Raw genomic sequence first — 24,498 nt, forward strand, 5'->3', positions numbered from 1 at the left:
TTGACACACACCGGGGCCGGTCCTAGCGTCCGCAGTAATCGTTTTCCCGTTAACGGCCTGTTTACTTCACGGGTGGAGCAGGTTATGGCCAACGACCCCCCGACGCTGGTCCGGCTGACCGGCATCGGCAAGCGGTACGGCGGCGTAGTTGCCTGTCAGGACGTGGATTTCGACGTCCGCGCCGGCGAGGTGCACGCGCTGCTCGGTGAGAACGGCGCCGGCAAGTCCACGCTGATGAAGATCCTCTCCGGGGACATCACCGACCACACCGGCGAGGTGGCCGTCGAGGGCGCGGCGGTGCGCTTCGGCGGCCCCGTCGACGCTCAGCGCGCCGGGATCGGCATGATCCACCAGGAGCTCGACCTGGTGCCGGGGCTCTCCGTCGCCGAGAACCTCTACCTCGGCCGCGAACCGCGCACCCGGATCGGCACCGTCGACGCGGCGCGGATGCGCGGCTGGACCCGGGACCTGTTGCGGCGCATCGGGATCGACCTCGACCCCAGACGCCCCGTCGGTGAGCTGCGGGTCGGTGAGCAGCAGCTGGTGACCATCGCCCGCGCGCTGTCGCTCGACGCCAAGGTGCTCATCATGGACGAGCCCACCTCCGCGCTCTCCAGCGCCGAGGTGGAGCGGCTGTTCCTGGTGATCGAGGAGCTGCGCCGCTCCGGGGCGGGCGTGGTCTACATCTCGCACCGGATGGACGAGATCGGCCGCGTCGCCGACCGCGCGACGGTGCTGCGCAACGGCCGTGTCGTCGAGGAGTTCGACGCCAGGCGGATGACCGCCGACCAGGCCGCGGAGGCGATGGTCGGCCGGCCGGTGCGAACGCTTTTCCACACCTCGCACGGGGAAGTCGGTGCGGAGCTGCTGCGGGTGGAGGACCTGGTGGTGCACCCGCGCCGCCCGCGTCCCGGCCGCAGGGAGCCCGCTGGGATCAGCCTGACCGTGCGGCGCGGCGAGATCGTCGGGCTTGCCGGTCTGCTCGGGTCCGGCCGCACCGAGCTGCTGGAGACGTTGTACGGGGCGGGGTCCGCCGGTCGCCGGGACGGCCGTGTGCTGCTGGAGGGGGTGGACGTGCGGCCGAGGGGTCCGCGCGCCGCGCTGGCCGGGGGCATCGCGTTCGTGCCGGAGGACCGGCGGGCCAGCGGCCTGGTGCTGGAGCACTCGGTGCTCGCGAACACCGTTCTGTCCATTGTGGACAAGTTGCGGACCGCGGGCGTGGTCGTGTCCAGGCGCGCGGAGCTGGCCAGCGCCAAGGAGAGCGCGGATCGCTTGCGGGTCAAGCTCTCCTCGCTGTCGGACCCGGTCGGCACGCTCTCCGGTGGCAACCAGCAGAAGGTCGTCTTCGGCCGGATGCTGCTGACCGAGCCCAAGCTGCTGCTGCTCGACGAGCCGACGCGCGGCGTGGACATCAACGCCAAGGCCGAGATCTACCAGCTGCTCGGCGAGATCGCCGCACAGGGCATCGGGGTGCTGCTGGCGTCCTCGGAGCTCGCCGAGCTGATCGGCGTCTGCGACCGGGTGGTCGTGCTCAGGGGAGGGCGGAACGTGCGGGAGCTGCGCACCAGTGAGATCGGGGAGGCGGAGCTGCTGGCCGCCACCATGGGCGAGACGGCAGTGGGGGGTGCGCGATGACCGCGGAGCACACCGTCGAACGGAGCGGCCGCAAGGACGTCAGGGAGCTGCTGTTCTCCTTCCAGAGCTTCTTCGGGCTGATCGCGGTCTTCGTCGCCGCGATCGCGTTCTCGCCGAGGCGCAACGGCGAGATCCTCTTCCTCAGCAGCGAGAACCTGTTCAACGTGGTGCGCGCGGTCTCCGAGATCGGCATCATCGCGATCGGCATGACCTTCGTGATCCTGGTCGGCGGCATCGACCTCTCGGTCGGCGCGGTCGTCGGGCTCTCCGCGGTCGGCTCCGCGGTGCTGCTGGTCAACGACGACCTCGGGGTGTTGCCCGCCGTGCTGACCGTGCTGGCGATCGGCCTGGTCTTCGGTCTGCTGCAAGGAATGGCGAGCGCGCTGTTCGGCATCCAGGCGTTCATCGTCACGCTGGCCGGGCTCCAGATAGCCAGGGGCCTCGCCAGGATCTGGTCCGACGGGCAGGGCGTCGCCATCGCATACGGGGACGGGCCGAACGAGGCCCCGCTGACCTTCTCCCTGCTGGGGGAGCGGACTTTCGGTGGTGTGGTGCCGATTCCCGCGCTGATCTTCGCGGGGCTGGCGGTGCTGGCCGTGCTCTTCCTGCGCACCAGCGCGTTCTCCCGCCACCTGTACGCGGTGGGCGGCAACGAGAAGGCCGCGCGGCTCTCCGGTGTCCCGGTGAACCGCGTGAAGATCATCGTGTTCGGCATCTCGGGTCTGCTGGCCGCGCTGGCCGGGATCGTGCATGCCGGGCAGCTCAACCAGGGCAGCCCCAACGACGGCGCGGGCTACGAGCTGGACGCGATCGCCGCTGTGGTGATCGGCGGCACCAGCCTCAGCGGCGGCAGGGGCTCCGTGGTGGGCACAGTGACCGGTGCGCTGCTGCTGGGCGTGCTGAACAACATCCTGGCGCTGAACAACATCGACGCCAACGTGCAACTCCTGATCAAGGGACTGGTGATCGTGGCGGCCGCCGCGTTGCAGCGGCTGCGGCCGACCACCTGAACCGCCCACGGGAAGGGAACAAGGACGTGAAGATGAACCGGAAGCACGCGACCCGCTCGCGGGGACGAGTCATCGGCACAGCCGCGGCGTCGCTCTGCCTGCTGCTCGCCGTCACCGCTTGTGGCACCACGAGCGAGAACAGCGGCAAGGGCCAGGGAAAGGCCACCGCGGCGAAGTGCGACGGCCCCGGCGGCAAGTACGTCATCGGGATGAGCCAGGCCAACGTCGCCGAGCCGTACCGGCAGCGGATGGACGACGACATCCGCGCCGCCGCGGCCAAGGTTCCGCAGTTCGAGGTGAAGTTCGCCGACGCGGCGCAGGACAACGCCAAGCAGGTCTCCGACGTGGAGAACTTCCTGACCCAGCAGGTCAACCTGCTGATCATCAGCCCGAACGAGGCCACGCCGCTGACCGCGGTGGTGAAGAAGGCCTACGACAAGGGCATCCCGGTCCTGGTGCTCGACCGCAAGGTCGACGGCGACGCCTACACCAGCTTCATCGGCGCCGACAACAAGGACATCGGCCGCCAAGCCGGCCGGTACGTGGCCGAGCAGCTGCTGCCCAACGGGGGCAACCTCGTCGAGCTCAAGGGACTTCCCGGCTCGACACCCGCCCAGGAGCGCAGCGACGGCTTCCACGAGACGCTCGGCTCCAAGGTGCGGACCGTCGCGACCGGTGTCGGCGACTGGCTGCGGGAGAAGGGCCAGCAGCAGCTGGACGCGATCCTGAAGGCCAACCCCGAGATCGACGTCGTGTACTCGCACAACGACCCGATGGCCGAGGGCGCCTACCTGGCCGCCAAGGCGGCCGGCCGCGAATCCAAGATCAAGTTCATCGGCATCGACGCGCTGCCGATTCCCTCCGGTGGGGTGAAAGCCGTTGAGCAGGGCCGGATCTCGGCCACGTTCACCTACCCCACCGGCGGCAAGGAGGCCATCGCGGCCGCCAAGACTCTCCTGGTGGACTGCAAGCACGTTGAGAAGAAGCAGACCCTGCCAACGCAGCTGATCACCAAGGAGAACGCCGAGCGGGTGTACCGAGAGGCGAACGGTTAGTCCCTGAAATGTCCTCAAAGGACACACGGCAGTGAGGGGGCAATAATGCGCAGACACGTCAACCATCTCGACCCCACCAGGCCACGGCACCGCCGGAGAGCGCAGCACCGGACGCTCCGGCTGCTCACGACGCTGGCGTCGGTCGGGGCGCTGACCCTCGGCGCCGTCGCCGCGCAGCCCGTGCCCTCCCACGCCCAGGAACCGGCCGTCACCGGGCTGCCGTCGGGCAAGGGCCCGCTCGGCTGGGCGACCTACCGGCAGCTCGACTCGATCGGCGCGCTGCGCGGGGCGACCGACACGCGCCAGTTCTCCAGCTACGACCGAACCGGCGGCAACAACGACGGCTTCGACGGTTTCTCCTCGTGTCTGCGCATGGTCGGCCCCAACTGCGTCATCGCCGAACGAGCGGGTGCCGGGGAGATCTCGTCCATCTGGTTCACCCGTGACGACGGCATCGTCACCAAGACCGGCTGGATCCGGATCGAGCTCGACGGCACCACCGTCCTGGAGGCCCCGCTGCAGGACGTGGTGGACGGCAAGCTCGGCGCGCCGTTCGTGTGGCCGTTGGTGGGCAACCGGGAGGACACCTCCGGTGGCGCGGTCATCAAGGTCCCCATGCCCTACCGGCAGTCCATGCGGATCACCACGCAGAACAACCCGCTCTTCTACCACGTGGCCTATCGCAGCTTCGCCGACGCCGACGGGGTGACCACGTTCAACCGCGCCGACCAGGCCAACGACGTGATCGCCAAGCTGCGCTCCTTCGGTCTCTCCGACCCCAAGCCCGCGCGGCGCGGCGCCACGACCAACCGGTCCACGGTGGAGGTCAACCCGGGAGCGACCACGCGGGCAGCGGAGCTCACCGGACCCGGTGTGATCACCCAGCTGAAGCTGCGGCTCCCCCAGGTCCAGGCCGGTCCGTCGGTCAGCGACGACGGAAGGGCCTTCGGCGCGGGGGGATCGAGCACCTTCCAGGTGGCGGTCGACCCGCGCAACGAGGGCGTCCGGCTGACCAAGCGGCTGGACCCGTTCATCGAGGAGCAGCGCGCGCGGGTGCTCGTGGACGGCGCCCACGTCGGCGACTGGTACCACGGGCCCAAGGCCCCTGCGGGGGAGTGGGCCGACCAGTCGATCGACATCGGTCCGCAGTTCACCTCGGGCAAGTCGAAGCTGACCATCCGCAACGAGTTCGTCTCGTCCTCCGTGGACTACAACGAGTTCCGGTACGACGTGCACAGTCTCGTGGGCGGCACCTGGATCCGCACCGACGTGATGGACATCGGCCCAGAGCGGCCCCACGAGGAGCTCGCCCACGGCTATCGCATCGAGCAGCAGAAGTGGCAGGGCAGGCGGTACTCCGTCTACCCGACCGACCCGAACGCGGTCACCGCCTCCGACGCGGTGCTCGACGGGGCGCGGCTGCGGATCACCTTCGACGGGCGCACCACGGTGGACGCGCCGATCGGCGAGTTCTTCGGGTCCGGGCTCGGCGAGTACGACGTCCGGTCGCTGATGTTCTCGATGGACGCGACCAGGGACGGCTGGTACACCTCGTGGTGGCCGATGCCCTTCGCGGAGCGCGCCGTCGTGGAGATCGTCAACGGCAGCGGGGTGCGGATCCCGGACGCCACGGTCGATGTGACATGGGCGGCCGACCGTTCCGTCACGGACCGCTTGCGCCCCAACGGTTCCCTCGGCTACTTCAACGCGACCCACCGGCGCGGGCCCACCGAGCACACCAAGGACTGGATCTTCGTGGACACCCCCGGGAGGGGAGTGTTCTACGGCGTCACCCACTCCATGCGCGGCCGCACCCCGCTCAACGCCGAGATCCCCAGGTTCTACCTGGAGGGCGACGAACGGGTCTACGCCGACGGGTTGCTCACCCCGGTCCAGTACGGCACCGGGACGGAGGACTTCTACGAGTCGGGGTGGTACTTCCGCACCGGGACGTACGGGATGCCGCTCGCCGGGTACCCCGCCCACGAGGAGGGCAAGGCCGGCTGCCGCTTCGACTGCACCGGCGCGTACCGGCTGATGCTGCCGGACGCGGTCACCTTCCACACGGGGCTGCGCTTCGGCATCGAGCACGGGCCGCTGGCCGACATCGCCGCGGACTACAGCTCCACGGCCTACTGGTACGGCCAGCCCCGGTGGGCGTTGCGCAGCACGGACGGGGTCAACCCGACCGACAACGCCAGCCGGGACCAGCACAACTACCGGTCGACCGGGGAGAGCGTCGCCGACCTCACGTCGGTCTTCGAGGGCGACGACGACTACGCCACCGCGCGCGGCAAGGTGACCGCCACGACCGGGCCGGTCAGCTTCACCGTCGCCGTCGACCAGAACAACTCCGGCGTGCAGATCGTCCGCACCGCCGACCAGGTCCAGTCCTACCAGCAGGTCCGCGTCCTGGTGGACGGCCAGTACGTGGGGAACTGGTTCATGACCTCCGGCAACGTCCATCAACGGTGGTTGCAGGACTCTTTCCTGGTCCCGGCCAAGAACACGGCGGGGAAGCGCTCGCTGGCGATCACCCTGGAGCCGGTGCCGGGGGCGCCACCGTGGTCGGCGTCGGACTACCACATCCGCTCGTGGGTGGACCCGTACGACAACGGCCGCTCGGTGCCGACGAAGATCGACCCGCCCGCGCTCGACTGGACGGTCCCGGACCTCGGTCCCAAGGTGCTCGGGCCGCGTGACCCGGTCTCGACGAAGGAAGGCCAGGTGGGCCGCTGACCCTTCACCCAGTGCCCGCGGCGCTGTGAGGCCGTGGGCACTGGGCTAGGGTGGCGTGGGTGTTCCAGCCGTACGGCTTGTCCCATGGCATCGTCGCCACGGTGTTCGTGGTGGTGACCGTGCTGCTGCTCGTCCTCCCCGCCACACAGACGACCAGCCGCGTCTTCGCCCTGCTGGTCGTGGCGGTGCAGCTGCCGTTCCAGATCCACACCATGCTGCCCGCGCAGTGGGACGTGGCGTACTCCCTCCCGTTGCAGCTGTGCGACCTCGCGCTGATCGCCGCGGTCTGCGCGCTGTGGACGCACAGCCCGGCGGCGACGGCGCTGACCTACTACTGGGGCCTGACGCTGACGGCGCAGGCGCTGCTCACCCCGGCCTACCGCGGCCCGGACTTCCCCGACTGGCAGTTCCTGATGTTCTGGGGGATCCACCTCTGCACGATGTGGGCGGCGATCTACCTGACGTGGGGCGTCGGCATCCGCCCGGACTGGCACGGCTACCGGGTGACCCTGGTCGTCACGGCGGCCTGGGCGGTCATCATGATGATGTTCAACGGGCTGGTGGACGCCAACTACGGCTTCCTCAACGCCAAGCCCGTGGGCTCGGTCCTCGACCTGTTCGGCCCCTGGCCCCTCTACCTCCTGGTCGCCGCCGCGCTCATCACCACCCTCTGGGCCCTCATCACCACCCCCTTCCTTTCCCGCCATTCGCGGGCTTATGGACCTCAGAGGGGCCGCTGAGGCGTCCATAAGCCCGCGAATGGCCGTATGGGGTCAGGGGTGGCGGGTGGAGGAGCGGCGGATGACGAGTTGGGCGGAGAGGGTCGTGGTGGTGGGGTCGGTGTGCGAGCCGGTGAGGCGGTTCAGCAGGAGCTGCGCCGCAAGGGAGCCGATCTCGTAGGCGGGTTGGGCCACCACCGTCAGCGGCGGGTCCAGCAGCGCCGCCCAGGGCGCGTCGTCGAAGGCGACCACGCCGACGTCACGTCCCGGGCGCAGGTCCAGCTCCGCGAGGGCCTGGAGCACGCCGACCGCCATCGCGCTGTTGGCCACCAGGAGGGCGTCCGGGGGGTACGGCTGCGACAACAGGTCCAGTGTCGCCTGGTGCGCTCCCGCCGAGCGGTACTCCGTGCGGCGGACCAGCCGCGCCGCGCTGCGCCGCTTGGTCGCGCGCAGGCCGTCGCGGTAGCCCGCGAGGCGGTCGTCCGCCGTGCGCACGCCGGAGGGGCCGGTGAGGCAGCCGATCAGCTCGTAACCCTGCTCCGCCAGGTGCACCGTGGCCTGGCGCGCCGCCTGGCGGCTGTCCACCAGGACCGTGTCCGTCGCCGCCCCCGGCAGCGGGCGGTCCACCGCGACCATCGGGGTTTGCCTGTCCCGCAACAGGTCCACCGCGGAGGCCACACCGGTGGGGGACAGGATCACCCCGGCCATCTGCTCCTCGATGGCGACCTCGACGTAGCGGCGCTCCTTGGCCGCCTCCTCGTCGGTGTTGCACAGCACCACCGAGTAGCCCGCCGCCTGCGCCACGTCCTCGACGCCGCGCGCGATCGCGGTGAAGAACGGGTTCTCCACGTCGGAGATGATCAGCGCGAGCACGGCCGTCTCGCGCCTGCGGAGGTTGCGCGCCAACCCGTTCGGGCGGTAGTCCAGCTCGCGCGCCGCCGCGACCACCCTGGCGGCCAGCACCGGGTCGACCGAGGATTTCCCATTGAGGGCACGGGAAGCCGTCGCCGTGGATACGTTCGCCCGTGCCGCGACATCGCTGATCGTCGTCATCGCAAGGCTCCTCGTGCGCCATCGGCCTATTGACAGCCGTCAGCGCTGAGCATAGCTTCCGAGAAAACGATTGCTCGTGTTCTGTCGGCAGTTGTCGCCAATCGTGACCCTGGAGGGGACCGTGGCCCGGATCGGCGTGATCAGTTTCTCCGACGGTCGTGACTACGTCCACGAAGGCATCCGCGAGTTCATCGCCGCCACCGAGGACAAACTGGTCGACCGGCTCACCGCCGCGGGCCACGAGGTGGTGCGCGGCAAGGAGATCGTCGCCACCAACACCGGCGCGAGCGCGGTCGCCCGCCAGGTCGCCGCCGCCGGGGTGGACCTCACCGTCTTCCACTACGCCGTCTGGGCCTTCCCGCACTTCACCATGCTGGCCGCGGGGGCGACACCCGGACCGCTGCTGCTGCTGTCCAACATCGACCCGGTGCAGCCCGGCATGGTCGGCATGCTCGCGGGCGGCGGCGCGCTCGACCAGATCGGCAGGGTGCACACCAGGTTGTGGGGCGACCCGGACGAGCGCGCGCTGATCGACAAGATCGGGGTGCGGGCCACCGCTGCCGCCGCCGTCGCGGCGCTGCGCGGTTCGACGTTCGGCCGGATCGGCGGGCGCCCCATGGGCATGAACACCGCCGTGGCCAACACCGACCAGTGGCAGCGGGTCTTCGGCGTCGACGTCGAGGAGATCGACCAGTGGGAGATCGTCCGCCGCTCCGAGCTCGCCGACCAGGCCGAGGTGACCAGGGCGCGGGAATGGTTGGAGACCAACGCCGCCGGGGTGCACTACGACGGCAAGAAGCTCACGCCGGAGCTGCTGGAGCGGCAGATCCGCTCGTACCTGGCGATGCGCGAGCTGATCGACGAGTGGAACCTCGACTTCTCCGGCATCAAGGGCCAGCCCGAGATGACCCAGTACTTCGCCACGATGGACATCGTCGAGGCGTTCCTCAACGACCCCTACGACTGGAACGGTCCCAAGCAGACCCACGTCTGCGCCACCGAGGCGGACATGGACGGCGCGCTGACGATGCAGCTGCTCAAGCACATCGCGGGCACCCCGGTGCTCTTCGCCGACGTCCGGCACTACCACGCCGACCGGGACATCTGGGACCTGTGCAACTCCGGCCAGCACGCGACCTGGTACGCCGCGCGCAGTGACGACCCTGCGGAGAACCTGTCCAAGGTGCACTTCTACCCCGAGGTGTTCTTCTTCCCCGCCGGTGGCGCGTCCGTGCACCACCTCGCCGCCCCCGGGCAGATGACACTGGCCCGGCTCACCCGGCGCGGCGGGGACTACCGGATGCACCTGATGCTCGGGGACTTCGAGACCTACGACGACGAGACCAACACGCGGCTGATGCGCCAGTCGACCTTCGAGTGGCCGCACGCCTTCGCCCGGCTCGACGCGAAGGCCGACGACTTCCTCTCGCGCTTCGGCGCCAACCACATCCACGCGGTCCCCGGCGACCACCGCGCCGAGGTCAGGGCCGCCTGCGAGCTGCTCGGAGTGGAGCTGGACGAGTTCACCAGGGGGTGAGCGGCGATGCCCGCGCTGCCGGACGGAGTTTCCTGCCAGTCCTACACCGAGGTTCGGGACGAGGTGAGCGCGGGCGACTGGCGCCACCTCTACGACCCGTCCGTCGGCGAGGACCGCAACTGGTACCTCAACGACCACACCTTCGTCCGCGATCCGCAGAACACCTGGCACATGTTCGGGATCACCCACGCGGAACCGCTGAACCCGTTGGACGAGAAGCACTTCGCCCACGCGACCGCGCCCAGCCTGCACGGTCCGTGGGCGAAGCAGCCCTTCGCGCTGGACAACGACCCCGGCTACCACGGGGAGGCGCACCTGTGGGCGCCGCACGTCGTCCGGCACGACGGGCTCTACTACATGTTCTACTGCGGCGGCGACGCCGACCACAGCTCCTACGCGATCAACCTGGCCACCTCGCCCGACCTGAGGACCTGGACCCGCCATCCCGGCGGGCCGCTGTTCCGCGACGGCTTCGACGCCAGGGACCCTTTCGTGACAAGGGTCGACGGGCGGTGGGTCCTCTACTACACCGCGACGGTGCACCCCGACGGCGGCAACTTCGTCGTGGCCTACCGCACCAGCGACGACCTGGTGCGCTGGAGCGAGCGCGGGCTCGCCTACACCGAGCCGCTCGGCGGGGTGATGACCGAGTCGCCCTTCCTGGTGCGCAAGGGGACCGACTGGTACCTGTTCATCGGCCCGCGCCGCGGCTACGTGGGCACCGACGTCTTCCGCAGCAAGGACCCGTTCCACTTCGGCGTGGACTCGTGGGTGGGCAACATCCCCTCGCACGCCGCCGAGGTGATCTTCGCTGAGGGCCGGTACTGGGTCACCCACGCGGGCTGGGGCCAGCGCGGCGTGTACCTGGCTCCGCTGGAGTGGCGGACGACCTGCCGAGGGGTCCGCGTCACCGCGCCCGACTACCGCCTGGACGTGCGGACCTCGCCGACCACGGAGCTGAAGGAGCTGTCGGTGCGGATGCGCGACGGCAGCTGGCGCAACCTGCTGGACAACAACCACCGCGGCTCGGGGCCCTACCTCGGGGTCGGGATGTTCGGGGCGACGGAGAAGGCGCGCGCCACGCCGAAGGTGGTGCTGCGGGACGCCTCGCTGCTGCTGGAGGGCATCCCGATCGGGCTCGAACAGACCACTGTGGACTGGCGGCTGGACTTCCACCAGGACTGCTTCGACAGCTCACTGACCTGGAACGTGCGCGCCCCGATGCGCAACCCCCTGTGGGAGCTGGCGTTCTCGCTGGACACCTGGCTCGGCACACTGGGCGATGACCAGCAGTACCCGCGCCGCGGCGACGCCCCCGGCTTCTCGCGGTGGTCCCTGGCCTCCGGGCTGTCGGTCAGCCTGGCCGCCGCCTACCGGCGCGGGTCGGCGTGGGCGGAGGCCAACCGCTGGTACTCCGACGGGGAGGCCGCGATCTGCTGGCAGCCGGTGTGGAGACCGGGCGGCGGTTCGCTCTCGCCGGGCCGCTATCCCGGTGGCACCTGGCGGATCGGGGTGAGCCCCCGGGCTCAGGACCGCGAGCTGGCCGAGCGGCTCGCGGCGGGGATCAACTCGGGACCTCAGGCGTAGGGAGACTTCCGTGACGGGCGAGCTGCTGCTCGGGGTGGACATCGGCACCTCAAGCTCCAAAGGCGTTGTGGCGACGGTTGACGGACAGGTGCTCGCGCGCGCGGACCGTCCACACAGGACGTCGTCACCACAGCCGGGGTGGTTCGAGCACGACGCGGAGACCGTGTGGTGGCAGGACTTCGTGGAGATCACCCGGGAACTTGTGTCCAAACTGGACGGACGTTCACTCGCGGGTCTCGCGGTCAGCGGCATCGGCCCCTGCCTGCTGCCCGCTGACGCCGACGGCACCCCGCTGCGCCCCGGCATCCTCTACGGCGTGGACACCAGGGCCACGGCCGAGATCGCCGAGCTGAACGAGGAGCTGGGGGCGGAGGCGGTGCTCGCGCGCTGCGGCTCCCCGCTGACCAGCCAGGCGGTCGGCCCGAAGGCGCGGTGGCTGGCCCGGCACGAGCCGGAGGTCCACGCCCGCACCAGGATGCTGCTGATGGCGAGCTCGTTCCTGGTGCACCGGCTGACCGGCCGCTACGTGCTCGACCACCACTCGGCCAGCCAGTGCACGCCGATGTACGACCTCGGCGCGCGGGACTGGGCGCGCGACTGGGCGGAGGCGGTCGCCCCCGGCCTGCCGCTGCCGGAGCTGGCGTGGCCGACCGAGGTGGTCGGCGCGGTGAGCTCCGAGGCGGCCGCGCTCACCGGTCTGCCCGAGGGGCTTCCCGTCACGGCGGGCACGATCGACGCGTGGGCGGAGGCGGTCAGCGTCGGCGTGCGCGAGCCCGGTGAGGTCATGGTCATGTACGGCACGACCATGTTCCTCGTGCAGGTGCTGACCGACCCGCGCCCGCACCCCGGCCTGTGGGGGACCTGCGGCGCCTACCCCGGCACCTACACGCTCGCGGCGGGCATGGCGACGTCCGGCTCGGTGACCGACTGGCTGCGCGGCCTGGTCGGCGGCGAGTTCGCCGGGCTGGTCGCCGAGGCGGCCACCGTGCCACCCGGCAGCGGGGGCCTGCTGGTGCTGCCGTACTTCGCGGGGGAGCGCACCCCGTTGTTCGACCCGGACGCGCGCGGCGTCGTGGCGGGGCTGACGCTCGGGCACGGGCGGGCAGAGCTCTACCGCGCGGCGCTGGAGGGCATCGGCTACGGCGTCCGGCACAACCTGGAGGCGATGTCGGCGGCGGGCGGCGAGGCCACCCGGCTGGTCGCCGTCGGTGGCGGGACCCAGGGCGGGCTGTGGACGCAGATCGTCTCCGACATCACCGGCCAGCGGCAGGACGTCCCCGCCGAGACCGTCGGGGCCTGTCTCGGTGACGCCCTGCTCGCGGGCGTGGCAACGGGTGCCGTGACCGAGCCCGACGCGTGGAACCCGGTGGCGTCGGTGGTGGTGCCCGACCAGCTACGGCACGAACGTTATGAGCGGTATTACCAGAACTACCGCGAGCTCTATACCACTACGAGCAGAATTGCGCATTTCCTTGCTGAGGAGCAGCGTCGCCGTGGCTGACGGCGCGATCCTGGGCAGATTCGGTGGTGGCCTCCGGAATGTGTGTGGCGGTTGCCCGAGACAAAGCTCCGATTGATGTGCTCGGCCATGCCTGTCGCTGGGTGGGTACCAGGATTTCCTGGTGGGTCCGCTGGAGCTCGGCGCCCGGTTCGATGCCGAGCTCGCCGACCAGCAGCTCACGGACGTCGCGGTAGGCCGCCAGCGCGTCGGCCCGCCTGCCGCACCGGTGCAGCGCGCGCAGCAGCTGGCACCACAGCTGCTCGCGCAGCGGCTGCTCGGTGATCAGCTCGCGCAGCCCCTCAACGCACTCCCGGTGCTGGCCGAGCGCCATCCTGGCCTCGACCACGTCCTCCCGCGCGCTCCACCGCAGCTCTTCCAGCCGCGCGACGTAGGCCGCCGCGGCGGGCGTGCCCAGCTCGTCGAACGGCCTGCCGCGCCACAGCCGCAACGCCGCCTCCAGCGGCTCCACCGCCTGCTCCGGCCCGCTCGCGGCCAGCGCCCGCCTGCCCTCGGCGACGCGGTCCTCGAAGACCCACGTGTCGAGCTCGCCCCTGCCGACCGAGAGCCGGTACTCACCCGGCCTGCTGCTGAGCCTGGCCCCGCCAGCACCCAGCTTCGGCAGGATCCGCCGCAGGTGGTGCACGTAGGTCTTGAGGTTGCCGCGCGCCGACGGGGGTCGGTGTCCCGGCCACACCGTCTCCACCAGCTGGTCCACCGGTGTCCATTCGTTGGCGTGCAGCACGAGCGCGCTGAGCAGGGTCCTCGGCTTTCGGGCGGGAATGCGGATTGTTTCTCCGCTGTCTGTTTCCAACTGGAGTGTCCCCAATGCCCTGAACATGAAGCCTCCTTGCTCTGTCCGGCACCCAAGATTGGAAGGTGCGGTCTGGAAATGCAAGGCGCTGGTCCAGTTGAGGGGGTCCATTTGCGGTATCGCCACCTGCGAGGTGCTGCTTTGGAATTGCTTCCGATTGTTGCCTCAGCAAAGAATGAGGTGAACCGATCCTGAACCCGGCCGGGACACTCTTGCCGCGTGGGAATTCCTATCGCGCAGGGAGCGAGCTGGTTCACCGCTCTTCCCGACACCGAGCTTCCCGCCGCGCAGGGCCTGGTCCGCGCGGCGACGCGGATGGTGCCGTACCAGTCGGGCAGACCATGGCTGGTGGGCGACTGGGCCGAGGAGGACCTCGTCGTCGGAAGGGCGGGGACGCGGGTGCTCGCCGTGCTGGGCACCTGCCCGGTGCGCCAGGAGGCGTTGCGCGCCGCGGCCTCCCGGATGACCGACGTCGCCCAGCTCGACCACTTCGCGCGCGCGTTGCCGGGCAGCGCCCACCTGCTGGCGACGATGGACGGGCGGCAGCGGCTGCAGGGCACCGTGTCCGGGATGCGCCGGGTCTACCACGCCGAGCTCGACGGTGTGGAGGTCGCCGCTGACCGGGCGGACGTGCTGGCCTCGCTCATCGGGGCCGAGCTCGACGACCAGGTGCTCGCGCTGTCCCTGCTCGACCCCGGCATCCCGCACCCGCTCGCCGACCGGCCCGTGTGGCGGGGCGTGCGAGCGGTGCCGGTCGACCACTACCTGCGCCTCGACCACGACGGCGGTTCCCGGGCGGTCCGCTGGTGGACGCCGCCGGAGGCGGTGGTGCCGCTGGCCGAGGCGGCGCCGATGGTGCGCAGGGCGCTGCTGGACGCGGTCGACGCGCGGGTGTCCGCGGGCGGCCTGGTCAGCTGCGACCTCTCCGGAGGGATGGACTCCACCTCCATCTGCTTCCTCGCCGCGCGGGGAAAGGCCGACGTCATCGCCTACACCGCGCTCGGCCGTGATCCCGCGGACGACGACGCGGACTGGAGCATGCGCGCCGTGCTCGACCTCCCCGGCGTGTGGCACGAGGTGCTCCCGCGCGAGGAGATGCCGTTGGTCTACGACGGAATCGCCACGGCGGACGACCTGCTGGACGCGCCGAGCCCCGCCACCATCGACCGCACCCAGCTGCTCATCGGGCTGCGCAGGCTGGCCGCACGCGGCTCCCGCGCGCACCTGACCGGGCTCGGCGGTGACGAGGTGCTCTCCGGCGGCATCGAGGGCCTGTTCGAGATCGTCCGGACCAGGCCCCTGGCCGCGCTGGCCCACCTCCGCACCTACCGCGCCATGGGCCGCTGGCCCCTCGGTGCGACGCTGCGGGTGCTGGCCCGGCGGGAGTCCTATTCGGACTGGCTGGTCCGGACGGCCCACTCGCTGACCGAACCCCGGCCCGCGATGCGGAGTCCCGTCATGGAGTGGGAGGCGCCGCCCCGGCTACCCCCGTGGGCCAGCGACCGCGCCGTGGAGCTGGTCCGCTCCGCCATCCTCGACGCCGCCGAGCGGGAGGTGGCTCCGGTCGGCCACATCGCGGTGCACTCCGATCTCATGGGGATCTGGAGCGGTGGCCGCCTCACCAGGGCCGAGAACCAGATCGCGGAGCCACTGGGGATCACCCTCGCCGCGCCGTTCCAGGACGACCGCGTCATCGAGGCGTGTCTCTCCGTGCGCAGGCACGAGCGGAACTCGCCGCTGGCGTACAAGCCGCTCGCGGCCGCGGCACTGCGCGGGCTCGTGCCCGCGCACCTGCTCGCGCGGACCACCAAGGCGGAGGGGTCGGCGGAGGAGGAGGCGGGGCTCCGCGAGAACCAGACGGATCTGCTCGCGCTGTGCGAGGGCTCCCTGCTCGCCGAGCACGGCCTGATCGACGCCGAGATGTTGCGAGGCTCGCTGCGCTTCTCCTACGACCGGGGAGGCAGCCACGAGTCCATTCAACAGACCGCCAGTTGTGAGGTGTGGTTGCGGGCGCGGGAAACCGCGTCACAGCGCGAAAGGAGCACAACGTGACCGCTCTGCGGGAAAACGTCTCGGTAGTCGACACCGACTACGGGGCGGTACTGCTCGACCGGCTCTCCGGTCAGTACTGGGCGCTGAATCCCATTGGCGCGCTCGTGCTGAACACGGTGCTGGAGGGCGGTGACGAGCGGCATGCCGTCGACGCGGTCCTGCACAACTACGACGTCGACGCCGACACCGCGACCAGGGATGTGCTCGCCATCCTCGAACAGTGCCGCTCCGCCGGACTGCTGGCCGAGTGAGGCGGACATGAGCGCTCCCATGACGTTGAGCCCGCGCCCACCACGCCCGCCGTTGCCGCGCATGCTGCTCGCCCGGCTCGTGGTGCTGGTGGCGAGGGTGCTCGCGACCCGGTCTCCCGCGCGGATCGAGGCGGTGCTGCGTCGTCTTCGCGGCCGCGCCCGTCCCGCGGGGTACAGCCGGGCCCAAACCGCTTTCGACGATGTCATGGCGGTGAGTGTGTGGTGCAGGGGACCGGAGGGTTGCCTGCCGCGTTCGATCGCAGTCGCGTTGCTGTGCCGTTGTTTCGGCACCTGGCCGTCATGGTGTGTGGGAGCCCGGACGGTCGGTCCGTTCAACGCGCACGCGTGGATCGAAGCGCAGGGACGTGTTGTCGGTGAACGATTCCGTGACGACTACTACCGCACGCTTTTCGCGGTGCGTCCGGTTTCGTGAACCACTGCTGAACTTCGGTTGAACTTCCTTGCGCCACTGTAAAGACGGGCCCGGGAAGCGATGTGACAAAGAGGAGAAAGGAGGGAAGAGATGAAGAGCGCATACGAAGCTCCGAAGCTGATCGAGGCGGGCACTTTCGCCACCGCCACTGGTCGCCATGGCTACCGCCGTCGTGACCGCCGCTGGCGCGGTCGCCGGCACTGGTAATCGGTCCGTAGCAGACCGGTTCCCTCCACGGTGCGGCGATGGTCGGCGAACGGCCATCGCCGCACCCGTATGTGTGGACATCTGATCGCGGTGACGACAGGAAGAGCGGAAGGTCGGCGATGAGCACCCAGAACAAACACGGTCGGCGGAGGAAGAAGGGAGTGACCGCACTCTTCGGCCTGTTGTCCGGCCACTGGCGTGCGATCGTGGCCGCGGTGCTGCTCACGGTGGTCGGCACCGGAATCGGACTGCTGCAACCGTTGCTGGTCAAGGACATCATCGAGGTGGCGCAGAGCGGGCAACCGGTGACCGCGGCCGTGCTGTTCATCCTGCTCGGCCTTTTCGTGCTGCACGCGGGCGTTGACACGCTCGGCAGGTACCTCATGGAGCGCACCAGCGAGTCGGTGGTGCGCGGGCTGCGCCGCTCGATGATCGCGCACCTGCTGCGGTTGCCGGTGCGGATCTACGACCGGGAGCGCATGGGGGACCTGATCTCGCGGACCAACGCGGACACCACCCTGGTGCGGGAGGCGGTCGCATACAGCTTCGTCGACCTGATCGCGGGCAGCATCGCCGTGGTCGGGGCCATTGCGCTGATGATGTGGATCGACCCGAACCTGTTCCTGATGGTGCTGGGGACCGTCACGGTCGCGGGGCTGCTGCTGCTCGGTTTCCTCTCCGGCATCAGGAACGCCTCGGAGCGCAGCCAGGCCGGGGTCGGCGACATGGCAGCCGACCTGGAGCGCGCGCTCGCGGCGATCCGGATGGTCAAGGCCAGCAGGGCCGAGAAGGCGGAGACCGAGCGCATCGGCAGCCGGGCCGACGAGGCCTACGCCGCCGGGGTTCGCATGGCCAAGCTGGAGTCGATCGTGGGGCCCGCCATCGAGCTCGCGGCCAACGGGTCGGTGTTGCTGGTGCTGCTCTTCGGCGGCATCAGGGTGGCCCAGGGCGGGTCGTCCCTCGGGGAGCTGGTCGCCTTCCTGCTCTACGCGACCTATCTGGTGATGCCGCTGACCGAGGTGTTCCAGGCGCTGGGCACGGTGCAGCGCGGGCTCGGGGCGATGAACCGGGTCGGCGAGCTCATGGCGCTGCCGAAGGAGATCGACCGGGCGGAGTACGCGGGAGGGCCCGACCCGTACGCGGCAGGTGAGCCCGAGGAGGAGCGACCCGCGCTGGAGTTCCGCGACGTGTGGTTCCGCTACGACCGGGTGCCCGTGCTGAGCGGGGTCTCCTTCACCGTGCCCCGCCACGGGCACGTCGCGCTCGTCGGCGGCTCCGGGGCGGGCAAGTCCACGATCCTGGCGCTGACGGAGCGCTTCTACGAACCCGACAGCGGGCAGATCCTGCTCGACGGGCGAGACGTCAGGGAGCTGAGCCGGTCGCAGACGCGCACGCGGGTCAGCCTTGTCCTGCAAGACAATCCCGTCGTCCGCGGCAGCCTGCTCGACAACATCGTCTACGCCGCGCCGGAGACCACCCGCGAGGAGGTGGACCGCGTCGTCAAGGTGGTGAACCTCGGAGATCTGGTGTCGCGGCTGCCCGACGGGCTGGACACCGAGGTCGGCGACCACGGCGTGCGGCTCTCCGGAGGGGAGCGGCAGCGGATCGCCATCGCCAGGGCGCTGCTCACCCGGCCCTCGGTGATCCTGCTCGACGAGCCCACCTCGCAGCTGGACCCCGTCAACGAGGCGGCGCTGACCCGGGTGCTGCGCAGCGTCGCCAAGGAGTGCGCGCTGCTCGTCGTGGCGCACCGGCCGTCGACCGTGCGCGCGGCCGAGCGCATCGTCGTGCTGGAGGCGGGACGGGTCGAGGCCGTCGGCACGCACGAGGAGCTGGTCGCCGCCAGCGCCACCTACTACGGGCTCGCGACCGGCTTCCTCGCCGGAGAGGCGGTCTGAGTGGCTACGCCGCGGTGGAGTGACGGCTTCCGGGGCGGACCGGGTTGCGGCGGACGCCGCGCGTCCCCAGCCGAGGCTGCTTGCGCGGACGGCGACGGCGTGACGCGTTGTGGTCGATCGCGGCGAAGGGCGTGGTGGGCGGGGCGATCTCCCTGGCGATCACGATGGGTCCACGGTGGCGGTGCCTGCCGTGGTAGGCAGGGGCCTTCGCCACGCTGACGACCGGCTGCCTCGACGAGCGCAGCGCCTCGGCCGTTCGCCGGGTCCGCCAGGCGACGACGAGGTCCCGCACGGGGTGCACCCGGTTCATCTCCAGGAACGACAGCCTGTTCAGGACGTCGAGCCGGTGCAGGACCGCCAGCGTCGTCAGCATCAGCAGGGGCGGCAGGGTGAGCTCAAGACCCATCGCGGCACGCTCCCCGTACCCCGTGCGGATGCTCGTTCCTGCCCATTCCTCGGGTCACCTCCGGTAGCGCGCACGACGCTCTGCGTGAATCTGGAGCGAGCGTAATGCATGTTGCACTCGGTTCGGCGCATGCAAACGAGTGCGAGGGGCCGGGGTCACCCGTTACTACCAGTGACTACTCTCGGTCAGCGGCGACGCGGTCAGCCGTGCAGGCCGCCGCTGGCGTTGAGCACCTCGCCGGTGAGCCAGCGGCCGTCGGGGCCCGCGAGGAAGCCGACGACGTCCGCGACGTCCTCCGGCTGCCCCACCCTGCCGAGCGAGGTCATCTGACCGAGCATGGCCAGCACCTCCGGCTTGTTCGACGACAGCAGCAGCTCCGTCTCGGTGGCGCCGGGGCGCACCACGTTCGCGGTGATCTGCCGTGCTCCGAGCTCGCGGGCGGCGACCTGGGTGAACAGCTCGGCGGCCGCCTTGCTGCCGCCGTAGGCGGAGGTGCTCGGGAAGGGCAGCCGCACGTTCATCGTCGAGATCGTGATGATCCGGCCGCCGTCGCGCATGTGCCGCGCCGCGTGCTGGATGGCCAGGTACACCGCTTTGGTGTTCAGCGCCATCACGCGGTCGTAGTCGGCCTCGGTGGTGTCGGCGATCGACGCGGGCATGGCGGTCCCGGCGTTGTTGACCAGGATGTCCAGGCCGTCGAGGTGCTCCTCGGCCGCCTCGAACAGCCGCGCGACCGACCCCGGCTCCGCGAGGTCCACCCGGACGCCGTGCGCCTTGCCGCCCTCCTCGGCCACCAGGCGCTCGACCTCGGCCGCCGCCTCCGCGTTGCTGGCGTAGGCGAACACCACGTGCGCGCCGTCGCGCGCCAGCCTGCGCACGATCGCCCTGCCGATGCCGCGCGACCCGCCGGTCACCACCGCGTTGCTGCCCATCACCTGCCCCCGGTGAACTTCAGGATGTCCACGCCGCGTGCGTTGTCGGCGAGGAAGAGCAGGCCACGGTGCCACAGCGGCTGCCAGGAACGGGCGTCGGCCGGGCGGAAGTAGCCGACCTGCCTGGGGTTGCTCGGGTCGCTGATGTCCAGGAACCGCGTGCCCTGGCCGTAGAAGGACTGCGCGAGGATCTTGCCGCGCACGTCGAAGTAGTGCGCGGAGCAGTCACCGCTGTCCGGGTCGCTGCCCTCCTGGCCCGCCACGCCCCAGGTGCCGATCGTGCGCAGCCGGTACGGCTTCTCCGGCGTGGAGCGCCAGCCCTCGCCGCCGTAGGAGCCCTGGAGCGAGGAGATCACCAGCACGCCGTCGGCCGCGCAGCCGTCGGCGAAGTTCTCCTCGGTGGCGAACAGCGTCTGGCCGTAGCCCCACGCGCCGACGTCCGGGCCGTCCGGGGTGCGGGCGCCGACCGGGCGGTAGCTGTTGTGCAGGAACTTGCTCGTGGCCGACAGCTCCGAGATGCCGCCGCCCGCGTGCGGGACCGGGTCCACCGCGGTCGCCCTGCGGAGCTTGCGCTGTACCGGGTCGAAGCGCACGCCGTCGGTCCAGTAGCCGCGGACGCCGCCGCGCCCGGAGACCCAGGCGACGCCGTCCGCGTCCACCTGCACGTCGTGCGCGTAGTCGGTCTTGCCGTCGTTGCGCGCGGTGTCGATGGGGTTGGGGAAGACCTTGGGGTTGCGCGGGTCGCGCACGTCGGTGACCCACACCGGCCTGCCGCCCCAGTCCGCGGGCATGTGGCTGGCCTTGGCCGGGCCGCCGGTCCACAGGTACCGGCAGTCGTTCACGCAGCTGGTGGTGTGCCCTGCCGGGATCTCCACGAAGGTGAGCGTGGTCAGCTTCGCCGGGTCGGCCGCGTCGACGATGTAGACGCCGGACTTGCCGGTGTCGGTGGTGCCGCCGAAGGCGCGCGGGTCGCGGGCCAGGAAGATCAGCTTGCGCTCGGGGTCGAGCTCGGTGTCCTCCATCTCCCACATGCCGGGCATCGAGATCTCGCTGAGCAGCCGGGGCTTGGTGGGGTCGGCGGTGATGTCGTAGGACTTCAGGCCGAACTCCCCTGCCACGATCATCACGTCCCGGAACGGCCGCGAGTACTGCAGGAAGTTCACCGAGATGGCGCCCTGGGCCTCCGGCAGGGTGCCGAGCAGCTCGACGTTGCGCACCGCGGAGCTCTTCGCCGCCTTCGGCGCGCCCGCCGAGTGCGCGTGGCCCGACTGCGGCGCGGTGCCGAAGGCCGGGGCGTCGCCGCAGGCCCACGCGGGCACGCCCATGGCGAGCAGCAGCGCTGTCGCCGCCGTGAGCAGGCCGGATCTCTTGACGCGGCGAGGTTTCGACATCCAGAGCACCCCCGTTGCTGATGTTCGTGAAAGAACTTAGAAGCGTTAACGAGTTACCTCAAGCGTCTTTCGTAGGCTGAGGCCATGCGTCGCATGCTGGCTGGGCTGGTTGCCGTGCTGATCACCGTCTCGGGTTGCTCCTGGGGCACCACACCGGAGCCGGGGACGTTCTCGGTGGGCCTGCGCGAGCCCGCCAGCCTGCTGCCGGGCCGCGTCACCGACCTCGCGGGGCGCGAGGTCACCGGCGCGCTCTGGACCCCGCTGACCGAGCTGGGCGCCGCCGACCTGCCGCCGACCCCGCTGGCCGCCGAGTCGGTCACCAGCCCCGACCGTCTGGTGTGGACGATCGCGCTGCGCCAGGGGTGGCGCTTCCACGACGGCAGCCCGGTCACCGCCCGCTCCTACGTCGGCGCGTGGGAGGCGGCCACCCGGGAGGGCTGGCCCGCTGCCCGCGTGCTCACCGACCAGCTGCGGGTGGCCGGTCTGCGCGCGGTGGACGAGCGCACGATCGAGGTGCGCCTGCACCGCCCGCTCGGCGAGTTCCCCAGGGCGCTGACCTCCCCGGCGCTGCTGCCGCTGCCGGAGTCCGTGCTCGCCTCGCGGGACTGGGACCGCTTCGCCGAACGCCCTGTCGGCAACGGGCCGTTCCGGCTGACCGGCGCGTGGGTGAAGGGCGAGGGGGCGCGCGCCGAGCCCTTCGACGGGTATGTCGGCGAGGTGCGGGCGAAGGCGCGGAGAGTGGACTTCCGGGTCGTCAACGACTCGGCCGAGCAGTTCGCCCGAGTCGGCTCCGGCGAGCTCGACCTGGCAACGGAGGTCCCGGCCGCCAAGCACGCCGCGATGCAGCAGGAGTACGCCGACCGGAGCTGGAGCTGGCCGGCGCCGCAGATGACCTACCTGGCATTTCCCTTGGCGGACAAGCGTTTCGCCGATCCCTCGGTGCGCCACGCGATCTCGTTAGCCATCGACCGCGCTGCGCTGGCCGCCGGGCCGCTCGGACACCAGGTCAACGCCGCCGCGTCCTTCGTGCCGCCCGCGCTGACCGCGGAGACCCGCGAGGGCGCGTGCCGCCCGTGCACGCATGACGCCCAGGCCGCCGGAGTGCTGCTGCGGCAGGGCGGGGTGGACCTCGGCAGGCTGACGATCTACTACGAGGCGGAGGAGGCCGGCCAGCAGGGCTGGGCGTTCCGGGTCGCGGAGCAGCTGCGCACCGCACTGGCGCTGGATGAGGTCACCGCGCGCGGCATGACGGCCGAGGAGTACCGCAAAGCCTTGGCCGCCAAGAGTTTCGACGGCCCTTACGTGCTGCGCGCGGACGCCGGGTACCCGAGTCCTCAGGCGCTGATGGAGCCGCTGCTCAGTGGTGCCAACGCGGACCTGGACGGAATGCTCGCCGAGGGAGCGGCCGCGCCGGGACCGGCGGAGGCCGCCCGCTTCTACCGGCTCGCCGAGAACACCGCGCTGCGCGAGCTGCCGATGACGCCGTTGTGGAGCCCGCACGGCCACCTCTACTGGTCGAAACGGTTGTTCGGCGTGGTCACCGACCCCGTGCGCGGCGCGCTGCTCGACCGCATCGAGGTTCGCGGCTGACCGACCGCACCGACCCGACGTCGCGTCGACCCGACCTGACGTCGCGCCGACCCGACCTGACGTCGCGCCGCGCCGACCCGACCCGACTTGACGTCGCGCCGACCCGACCTGACGCCGCGTCGCGCCGCGCCGACCCGACGCCGCGTCGCGCCGACTTGGCCTGACCCGGCGTCGCGCCGTCGTCCCGGCGCAGCGCGCACGGGCTGGCGTGGTCGGGGATTCGCGTTTTGTCACCTTAATGCGCGAAAGAGCGCTCCCATTTCGCGTTAAGGCTCCACAACGCGAACTTGGGGGGTGCGGGTGGGGCGAACTTGGGTGCGGGTGGGGGGTGCGGGTGGTCGGTGGGGCGGTGTCGCTCCGCGCGGGGCGACACCTGGAGGTGTTAGCACCTAGAGGCGCGGGAGCTTCCTGAAGGGGCAGCGCGTTTCCGGATTCCTTGTCGCCACGGGGAATCTGCCCGACTCTCGGTGTCGAGCCACGTCGAGTACCACGTGGCCTGGCCGTGGGGGTCCGAATGCCTTATCTGACATGGCTTGCTGATGTGCTGCGCGACGCGGGCCTGCGCGTCGAGGAGATCGACGGCTGGCAGCGCCGTGGGGCGGGCGGCGGCATGAGCGAGGTCCGGGGTGTCCTGCTGCACCACACCGCCGGTCCCGCCAACGGCGACTTTCCGTCCAGGGGCGTGCTCCTGCGGGGCCGTCCCGACCTGGCCGGTCCGTTGTGCAATCTCGGGCTGGCCAGGGACGGCACGTGGGTCGTCGTCGCCGCGGGGCGGGCCAACCACGCCGGTCCCGGCCACGTGGACTGGTGCGGCAGCGAGGGAAACCCGCACCTGATCGGCGTCGAGGCCGAGTCCACCGGGCACGGCGACTGGACCCAGGACCAGCTGGAGTCCTACCCCAGGGGCGTCGCCGCGCTGCTCGCGCACGTCGGGCTCGGCGCCGACCGGGCGTTGGGGCACAAGGAATGGGCTCCGCGCCGAAAGATCGACCCCGCCGGGTGGCCCGGCGACATGGACGGCTTCCGCGACACGGTACGCGCGTATATGGAGGACGAGATGCCCATCAGTGACGACGACATCCGCCGGATCTGGGACTTCAAGCTGAACCAGCTCGACAAGCCCGAGGTCCTGCACTCCGCGGCCGTGTGGCTGGTCGGCGCGAACATGGGCGCGTGGCGGGCCGCGGACGGCACGTGGTTCGACGGCCTTGAGAAGTCCGCTGTGGACGGTGAGACCGACATCCGGCGCTTCGACTTCGCCCGCTTCGCCGACGCCAACGCCTACCAAGCGCGGCAGGAGATCGCCGGGCTGCGTGCCGCAGTGGAGAAGCTCGCCGAGGCGGTGGGCACCGCGCAGGGCCTCGACGCGGCTGAGCTGAAGAAGGCGGTCAGCGAGGCGATCGCGGAGGCCGTCCCGCAGAACGCGCGGGGGTGATCCCAGTGCCCGTGAACCCGACGTACCCGGGTGTCTACATCCAGGAACTGCCCAGTGCGGTGCGCACGATCACCGGCGTGCCGACCTCGGTCGCCGCGTTCGTCGGGCCCGCGCCGCGCGGTCCTGCCGACCGACCCGTGCACATCACCAGCTACTCCGACTTCGAGCGGATCTTCGGCGGGCTGGCCAAGGACGTCACCGGCCCACAACCCTCCACAAAGGACAAACCTCGCGCACGCAGGACGTAGCTCAGCCG

At 70.8% G+C, this 24,498-nt stretch carries 21 protein-coding genes; 16 read left to right on the plus strand and 5 right to left on the minus strand.

The genetic code is table 11. The features are described from left to right. Window positions 1-84 precede the first annotated feature (84 nt). Genes ACFFQA_RS36870 through ACFFQA_RS36890 form a run of 5 tightly spaced genes read left to right on the plus strand, consistent with a single transcriptional unit; the run spans window position 85 to window position 7,179 of the window. Window positions 85-1,635 carry a sugar ABC transporter ATP-binding protein gene (locus ACFFQA_RS36870; protein WP_377862445.1) on the plus strand — a complete coding sequence of 517 codons (1,551 nt, stop codon included), beginning with the start codon at window positions 85-87 and terminating at the stop codon, window positions 1,633-1,635. Further along, window positions 1,632-2,645, plus strand: a complete 1,014-nt coding sequence (locus ACFFQA_RS36875; protein ID WP_377862446.1) for an ABC transporter permease — start codon at window positions 1,632-1,634, stop codon at window positions 2,643-2,645. Before ACFFQA_RS36870 ends, ACFFQA_RS36875 begins: the two co-directional genes overlap by 4 nt. A gap of 32 nt (window positions 2,646-2,677) precedes the next feature. Continuing rightward, window positions 2,678-3,700 carry a substrate-binding domain-containing protein gene (locus ACFFQA_RS36880; RefSeq protein WP_377862447.1) on the plus strand — a complete coding sequence of 341 codons (1,023 nt, stop codon included), beginning with the start codon at window positions 2,678-2,680 and terminating at the stop codon, window positions 3,698-3,700. A gap of 45 nt (window positions 3,701-3,745) precedes the next feature. After that, complete coding sequence (locus ACFFQA_RS36885) at window positions 3,746-6,439, plus strand: glycoside hydrolase family 172 protein (protein ID WP_377862448.1); 2,694 nt, start codon at window positions 3,746-3,748, stop codon at window positions 6,437-6,439. Window positions 6,440-6,498: 59 nt separating this feature from the next. Beyond that, window positions 6,499-7,179, plus strand: a complete 681-nt coding sequence (locus ACFFQA_RS36890) for a YwaF family protein (RefSeq protein ID WP_377862449.1) — start codon at window positions 6,499-6,501, stop codon at window positions 7,177-7,179. 33 nt (window positions 7,180-7,212) lie between these two features. On the opposite strand, the gene ACFFQA_RS36895 is transcribed toward ACFFQA_RS36890, so the two are convergent. After that, window positions 7,213-8,211 (minus strand): LacI family DNA-binding transcriptional regulator, encoded by a 999-nt coding sequence (locus tag ACFFQA_RS36895; protein WP_377862450.1) that lies wholly within the window; start codon window positions 8,209-8,211, stop codon window positions 7,213-7,215. 121 nt (window positions 8,212-8,332) lie between these two features. Between ACFFQA_RS36895 and ACFFQA_RS36900 the strand changes: the two genes are divergently transcribed. From ACFFQA_RS36900 to ACFFQA_RS36910, 3 genes are read left to right on the plus strand one after another with little or no spacing between them, the layout of a single operon-like run. Further along, window positions 8,333-9,748: an L-fucose/L-arabinose isomerase family protein gene (locus tag ACFFQA_RS36900; protein ID WP_377862451.1), complete on the plus strand. Its 1,416-nt coding sequence runs from the start codon at window positions 8,333-8,335 to the stop codon at window positions 9,746-9,748. A gap of 6 nt (window positions 9,749-9,754) precedes the next feature. Further along, window positions 9,755-11,335, plus strand: coding sequence for a glycoside hydrolase family protein (locus ACFFQA_RS36905; protein ID WP_377862452.1), 1,581 nt, complete (start codon window positions 9,755-9,757; stop codon window positions 11,333-11,335). 10 nt (window positions 11,336-11,345) lie between these two features. Further along, the gene (locus ACFFQA_RS36910) at window positions 11,346-12,836 is read left to right on the plus strand and encodes an FGGY-family carbohydrate kinase (protein WP_377862453.1); all 1,491 of its coding nucleotides are present in this window, start codon (window positions 11,346-11,348) and stop codon (window positions 12,834-12,836) included. Here the strand turns inward: ACFFQA_RS36910 and ACFFQA_RS36915 are convergent. Next, on the minus strand, window positions 12,784-13,674 hold the full coding sequence (locus ACFFQA_RS36915) for an AfsR/SARP family transcriptional regulator (RefSeq protein ID WP_377862454.1): 891 nt from the start codon (window positions 13,672-13,674) through the stop codon (window positions 12,784-12,786). The genes ACFFQA_RS36910 and ACFFQA_RS36915 overlap by 53 nt on opposite strands. A gap of 192 nt (window positions 13,675-13,866) precedes the next feature. Here ACFFQA_RS36915 and ACFFQA_RS36920 point away from each other — a divergent pair, with 192 nt between their 5' ends. From ACFFQA_RS36920 to ACFFQA_RS36940, 5 genes are all read left to right on the plus strand, one after another. Then, window positions 13,867-15,699, plus strand: coding sequence for an asparagine synthase-related protein (locus ACFFQA_RS36920; protein WP_377862455.1), 1,833 nt, complete (start codon window positions 13,867-13,869; stop codon window positions 15,697-15,699). Beyond that, a complete protein-coding gene (locus ACFFQA_RS36925) occupies window positions 15,696-15,950 on the plus strand; it encodes a lasso peptide biosynthesis PqqD family chaperone (protein ID WP_377862456.1) in 255 nt (84 codons plus the stop codon). The genes ACFFQA_RS36920 and ACFFQA_RS36925 overlap by 4 nt, the downstream gene beginning before the upstream one ends. 61 nt (window positions 15,951-16,011) lie before the next feature. Then, window positions 16,012-16,383 (plus strand): lasso peptide biosynthesis B2 protein, encoded by a 372-nt coding sequence (locus ACFFQA_RS36930; protein ID WP_377862457.1) that lies wholly within the window; start codon window positions 16,012-16,014, stop codon window positions 16,381-16,383. A 90-nt stretch (window positions 16,384-16,473) separates the two neighbouring features. Next, on the plus strand, window positions 16,474-16,590 hold the full coding sequence (locus tag ACFFQA_RS36935; RefSeq protein ID WP_377862458.1) for a keywimysin-related RiPP: 117 nt from the start codon (window positions 16,474-16,476) through the stop codon (window positions 16,588-16,590). Window positions 16,591-16,751: 161 nt separating this feature from the next. After that, the gene (locus ACFFQA_RS36940) at window positions 16,752-18,488 is read left to right on the plus strand and encodes an ABC transporter ATP-binding protein (RefSeq protein ID WP_377862459.1); all 1,737 of its coding nucleotides are present in this window, start codon (window positions 16,752-16,754) and stop codon (window positions 18,486-18,488) included. Between the two features lie 4 nt (window positions 18,489-18,492). Here the strand turns inward: ACFFQA_RS36940 and ACFFQA_RS36945 are convergent, their stop codons facing one another. The 3 genes from ACFFQA_RS36945 to ACFFQA_RS36955 all read right to left on the minus strand — a co-directional run bounded on the left by ACFFQA_RS36945 (window position 18,493) and on the right by ACFFQA_RS36955 (window position 21,217). Then, a complete protein-coding gene (locus ACFFQA_RS36945) occupies window positions 18,493-18,894 on the minus strand; it encodes a hypothetical protein (RefSeq protein ID WP_377862460.1) in 402 nt (133 codons plus the stop codon). 200 nt (window positions 18,895-19,094) lie between these two features. Further along, window positions 19,095-19,826, minus strand: coding sequence for an SDR family oxidoreductase (locus ACFFQA_RS36950; protein ID WP_377862461.1), 732 nt, complete (start codon window positions 19,824-19,826; stop codon window positions 19,095-19,097). Further along, window positions 19,826-21,217, minus strand: a complete 1,392-nt coding sequence (locus ACFFQA_RS36955; protein WP_377862462.1) for an LVIVD repeat-containing protein — start codon at window positions 21,215-21,217, stop codon at window positions 19,826-19,828. The genes ACFFQA_RS36950 and ACFFQA_RS36955 overlap by 1 nt, the downstream gene beginning before the upstream one ends. Before the next feature lie 84 nt (window positions 21,218-21,301). On the opposite strand from ACFFQA_RS36955, the gene ACFFQA_RS36960 reads away from it, so the two are divergent. The 3 genes from ACFFQA_RS36960 (at window position 21,302) to ACFFQA_RS36970 (ending at window position 24,490) form a co-directional block, all read left to right on the plus strand. After that, a complete protein-coding gene (locus ACFFQA_RS36960; protein WP_377862463.1) occupies window positions 21,302-22,807 on the plus strand; it encodes a peptide ABC transporter substrate-binding protein in 1,506 nt (501 codons plus the stop codon). Window positions 22,808-23,321: 514 nt separating this feature from the next. After that, window positions 23,322-24,242, plus strand: a complete 921-nt coding sequence (locus ACFFQA_RS36965; RefSeq protein WP_377862464.1) for a peptidoglycan recognition protein family protein — start codon at window positions 23,322-23,324, stop codon at window positions 24,240-24,242. Window positions 24,243-24,253: 11 nt separating this feature from the next. Then, complete coding sequence (locus ACFFQA_RS36970; protein ID WP_377862465.1) at window positions 24,254-24,490, plus strand: hypothetical protein; 237 nt, start codon at window positions 24,254-24,256, stop codon at window positions 24,488-24,490. Window positions 24,491-24,498 lie beyond the last annotated feature (8 nt).

It is taken from the genome of Allokutzneria oryzae, from assembly GCF_042429765.1.
GTDB classification, from domain to species: Bacteria; Actinomycetota; Actinomycetes; order Mycobacteriales; family Pseudonocardiaceae; genus Allokutzneria; species Allokutzneria oryzae.

Bases quoted from the DNA above. Each gene is read 5' to 3' on its own strand.
- ACFFQA_RS36945 (WP_377862460.1), bottom strand. From the start codon at position 18,894: ATGGGTCTTGAGCTCACCCTGCCGCCCCTGCTGATGCTGACGACGCTG.
- ACFFQA_RS36875 (WP_377862446.1), top strand. From the start codon at position 1,632: ATGACCGCGGAGCACACCGTCGAACGGAGCGGCCGCAAGGACGTCAGG.
- ACFFQA_RS36960 (WP_377862463.1), top strand. From the start codon at position 21,302: ATGCGTCGCATGCTGGCTGGGCTGGTTGCCGTGCTGATCACCGTCTCG.
- ACFFQA_RS36955 (WP_377862462.1), bottom strand. From the start codon at position 21,217: ATGTCGAAACCTCGCCGCGTCAAGAGATCCGGCCTGCTCACGGCGGCG.
- ACFFQA_RS36935 (WP_377862458.1), top strand. From the start codon at position 16,474: ATGAAGAGCGCATACGAAGCTCCGAAGCTGATCGAGGCGGGCACTTTC.
- ACFFQA_RS36870 (WP_377862445.1), top strand. From the start codon at position 85: ATGGCCAACGACCCCCCGACGCTGGTCCGGCTGACCGGCATCGGCAAG.
- ACFFQA_RS36930 (WP_377862457.1), top strand. From the start codon at position 16,012: ATGCTGCTCGCCCGGCTCGTGGTGCTGGTGGCGAGGGTGCTCGCGACC.
- ACFFQA_RS36895 (WP_377862450.1), bottom strand. From the start codon at position 8,211: ATGACGACGATCAGCGATGTCGCGGCACGGGCGAACGTATCCACGGCG.
- ACFFQA_RS36965 (WP_377862464.1), top strand. From the start codon at position 23,322: ATGCCTTATCTGACATGGCTTGCTGATGTGCTGCGCGACGCGGGCCTG.
- ACFFQA_RS36880 (WP_377862447.1), top strand. From the start codon at position 2,678: ATGAACCGGAAGCACGCGACCCGCTCGCGGGGACGAGTCATCGGCACA.
- ACFFQA_RS36885 (WP_377862448.1), top strand. From the start codon at position 3,746: ATGCGCAGACACGTCAACCATCTCGACCCCACCAGGCCACGGCACCGC.
- ACFFQA_RS36915 (WP_377862454.1), bottom strand. From the start codon at position 13,674: ATGTTCAGGGCATTGGGGACACTCCAGTTGGAAACAGACAGCGGAGAA.
- ACFFQA_RS36950 (WP_377862461.1), bottom strand. From the start codon at position 19,826: ATGGGCAGCAACGCGGTGGTGACCGGCGGGTCGCGCGGCATCGGCAGG.
- ACFFQA_RS36905 (WP_377862452.1), top strand. From the start codon at position 9,755: ATGCCCGCGCTGCCGGACGGAGTTTCCTGCCAGTCCTACACCGAGGTT.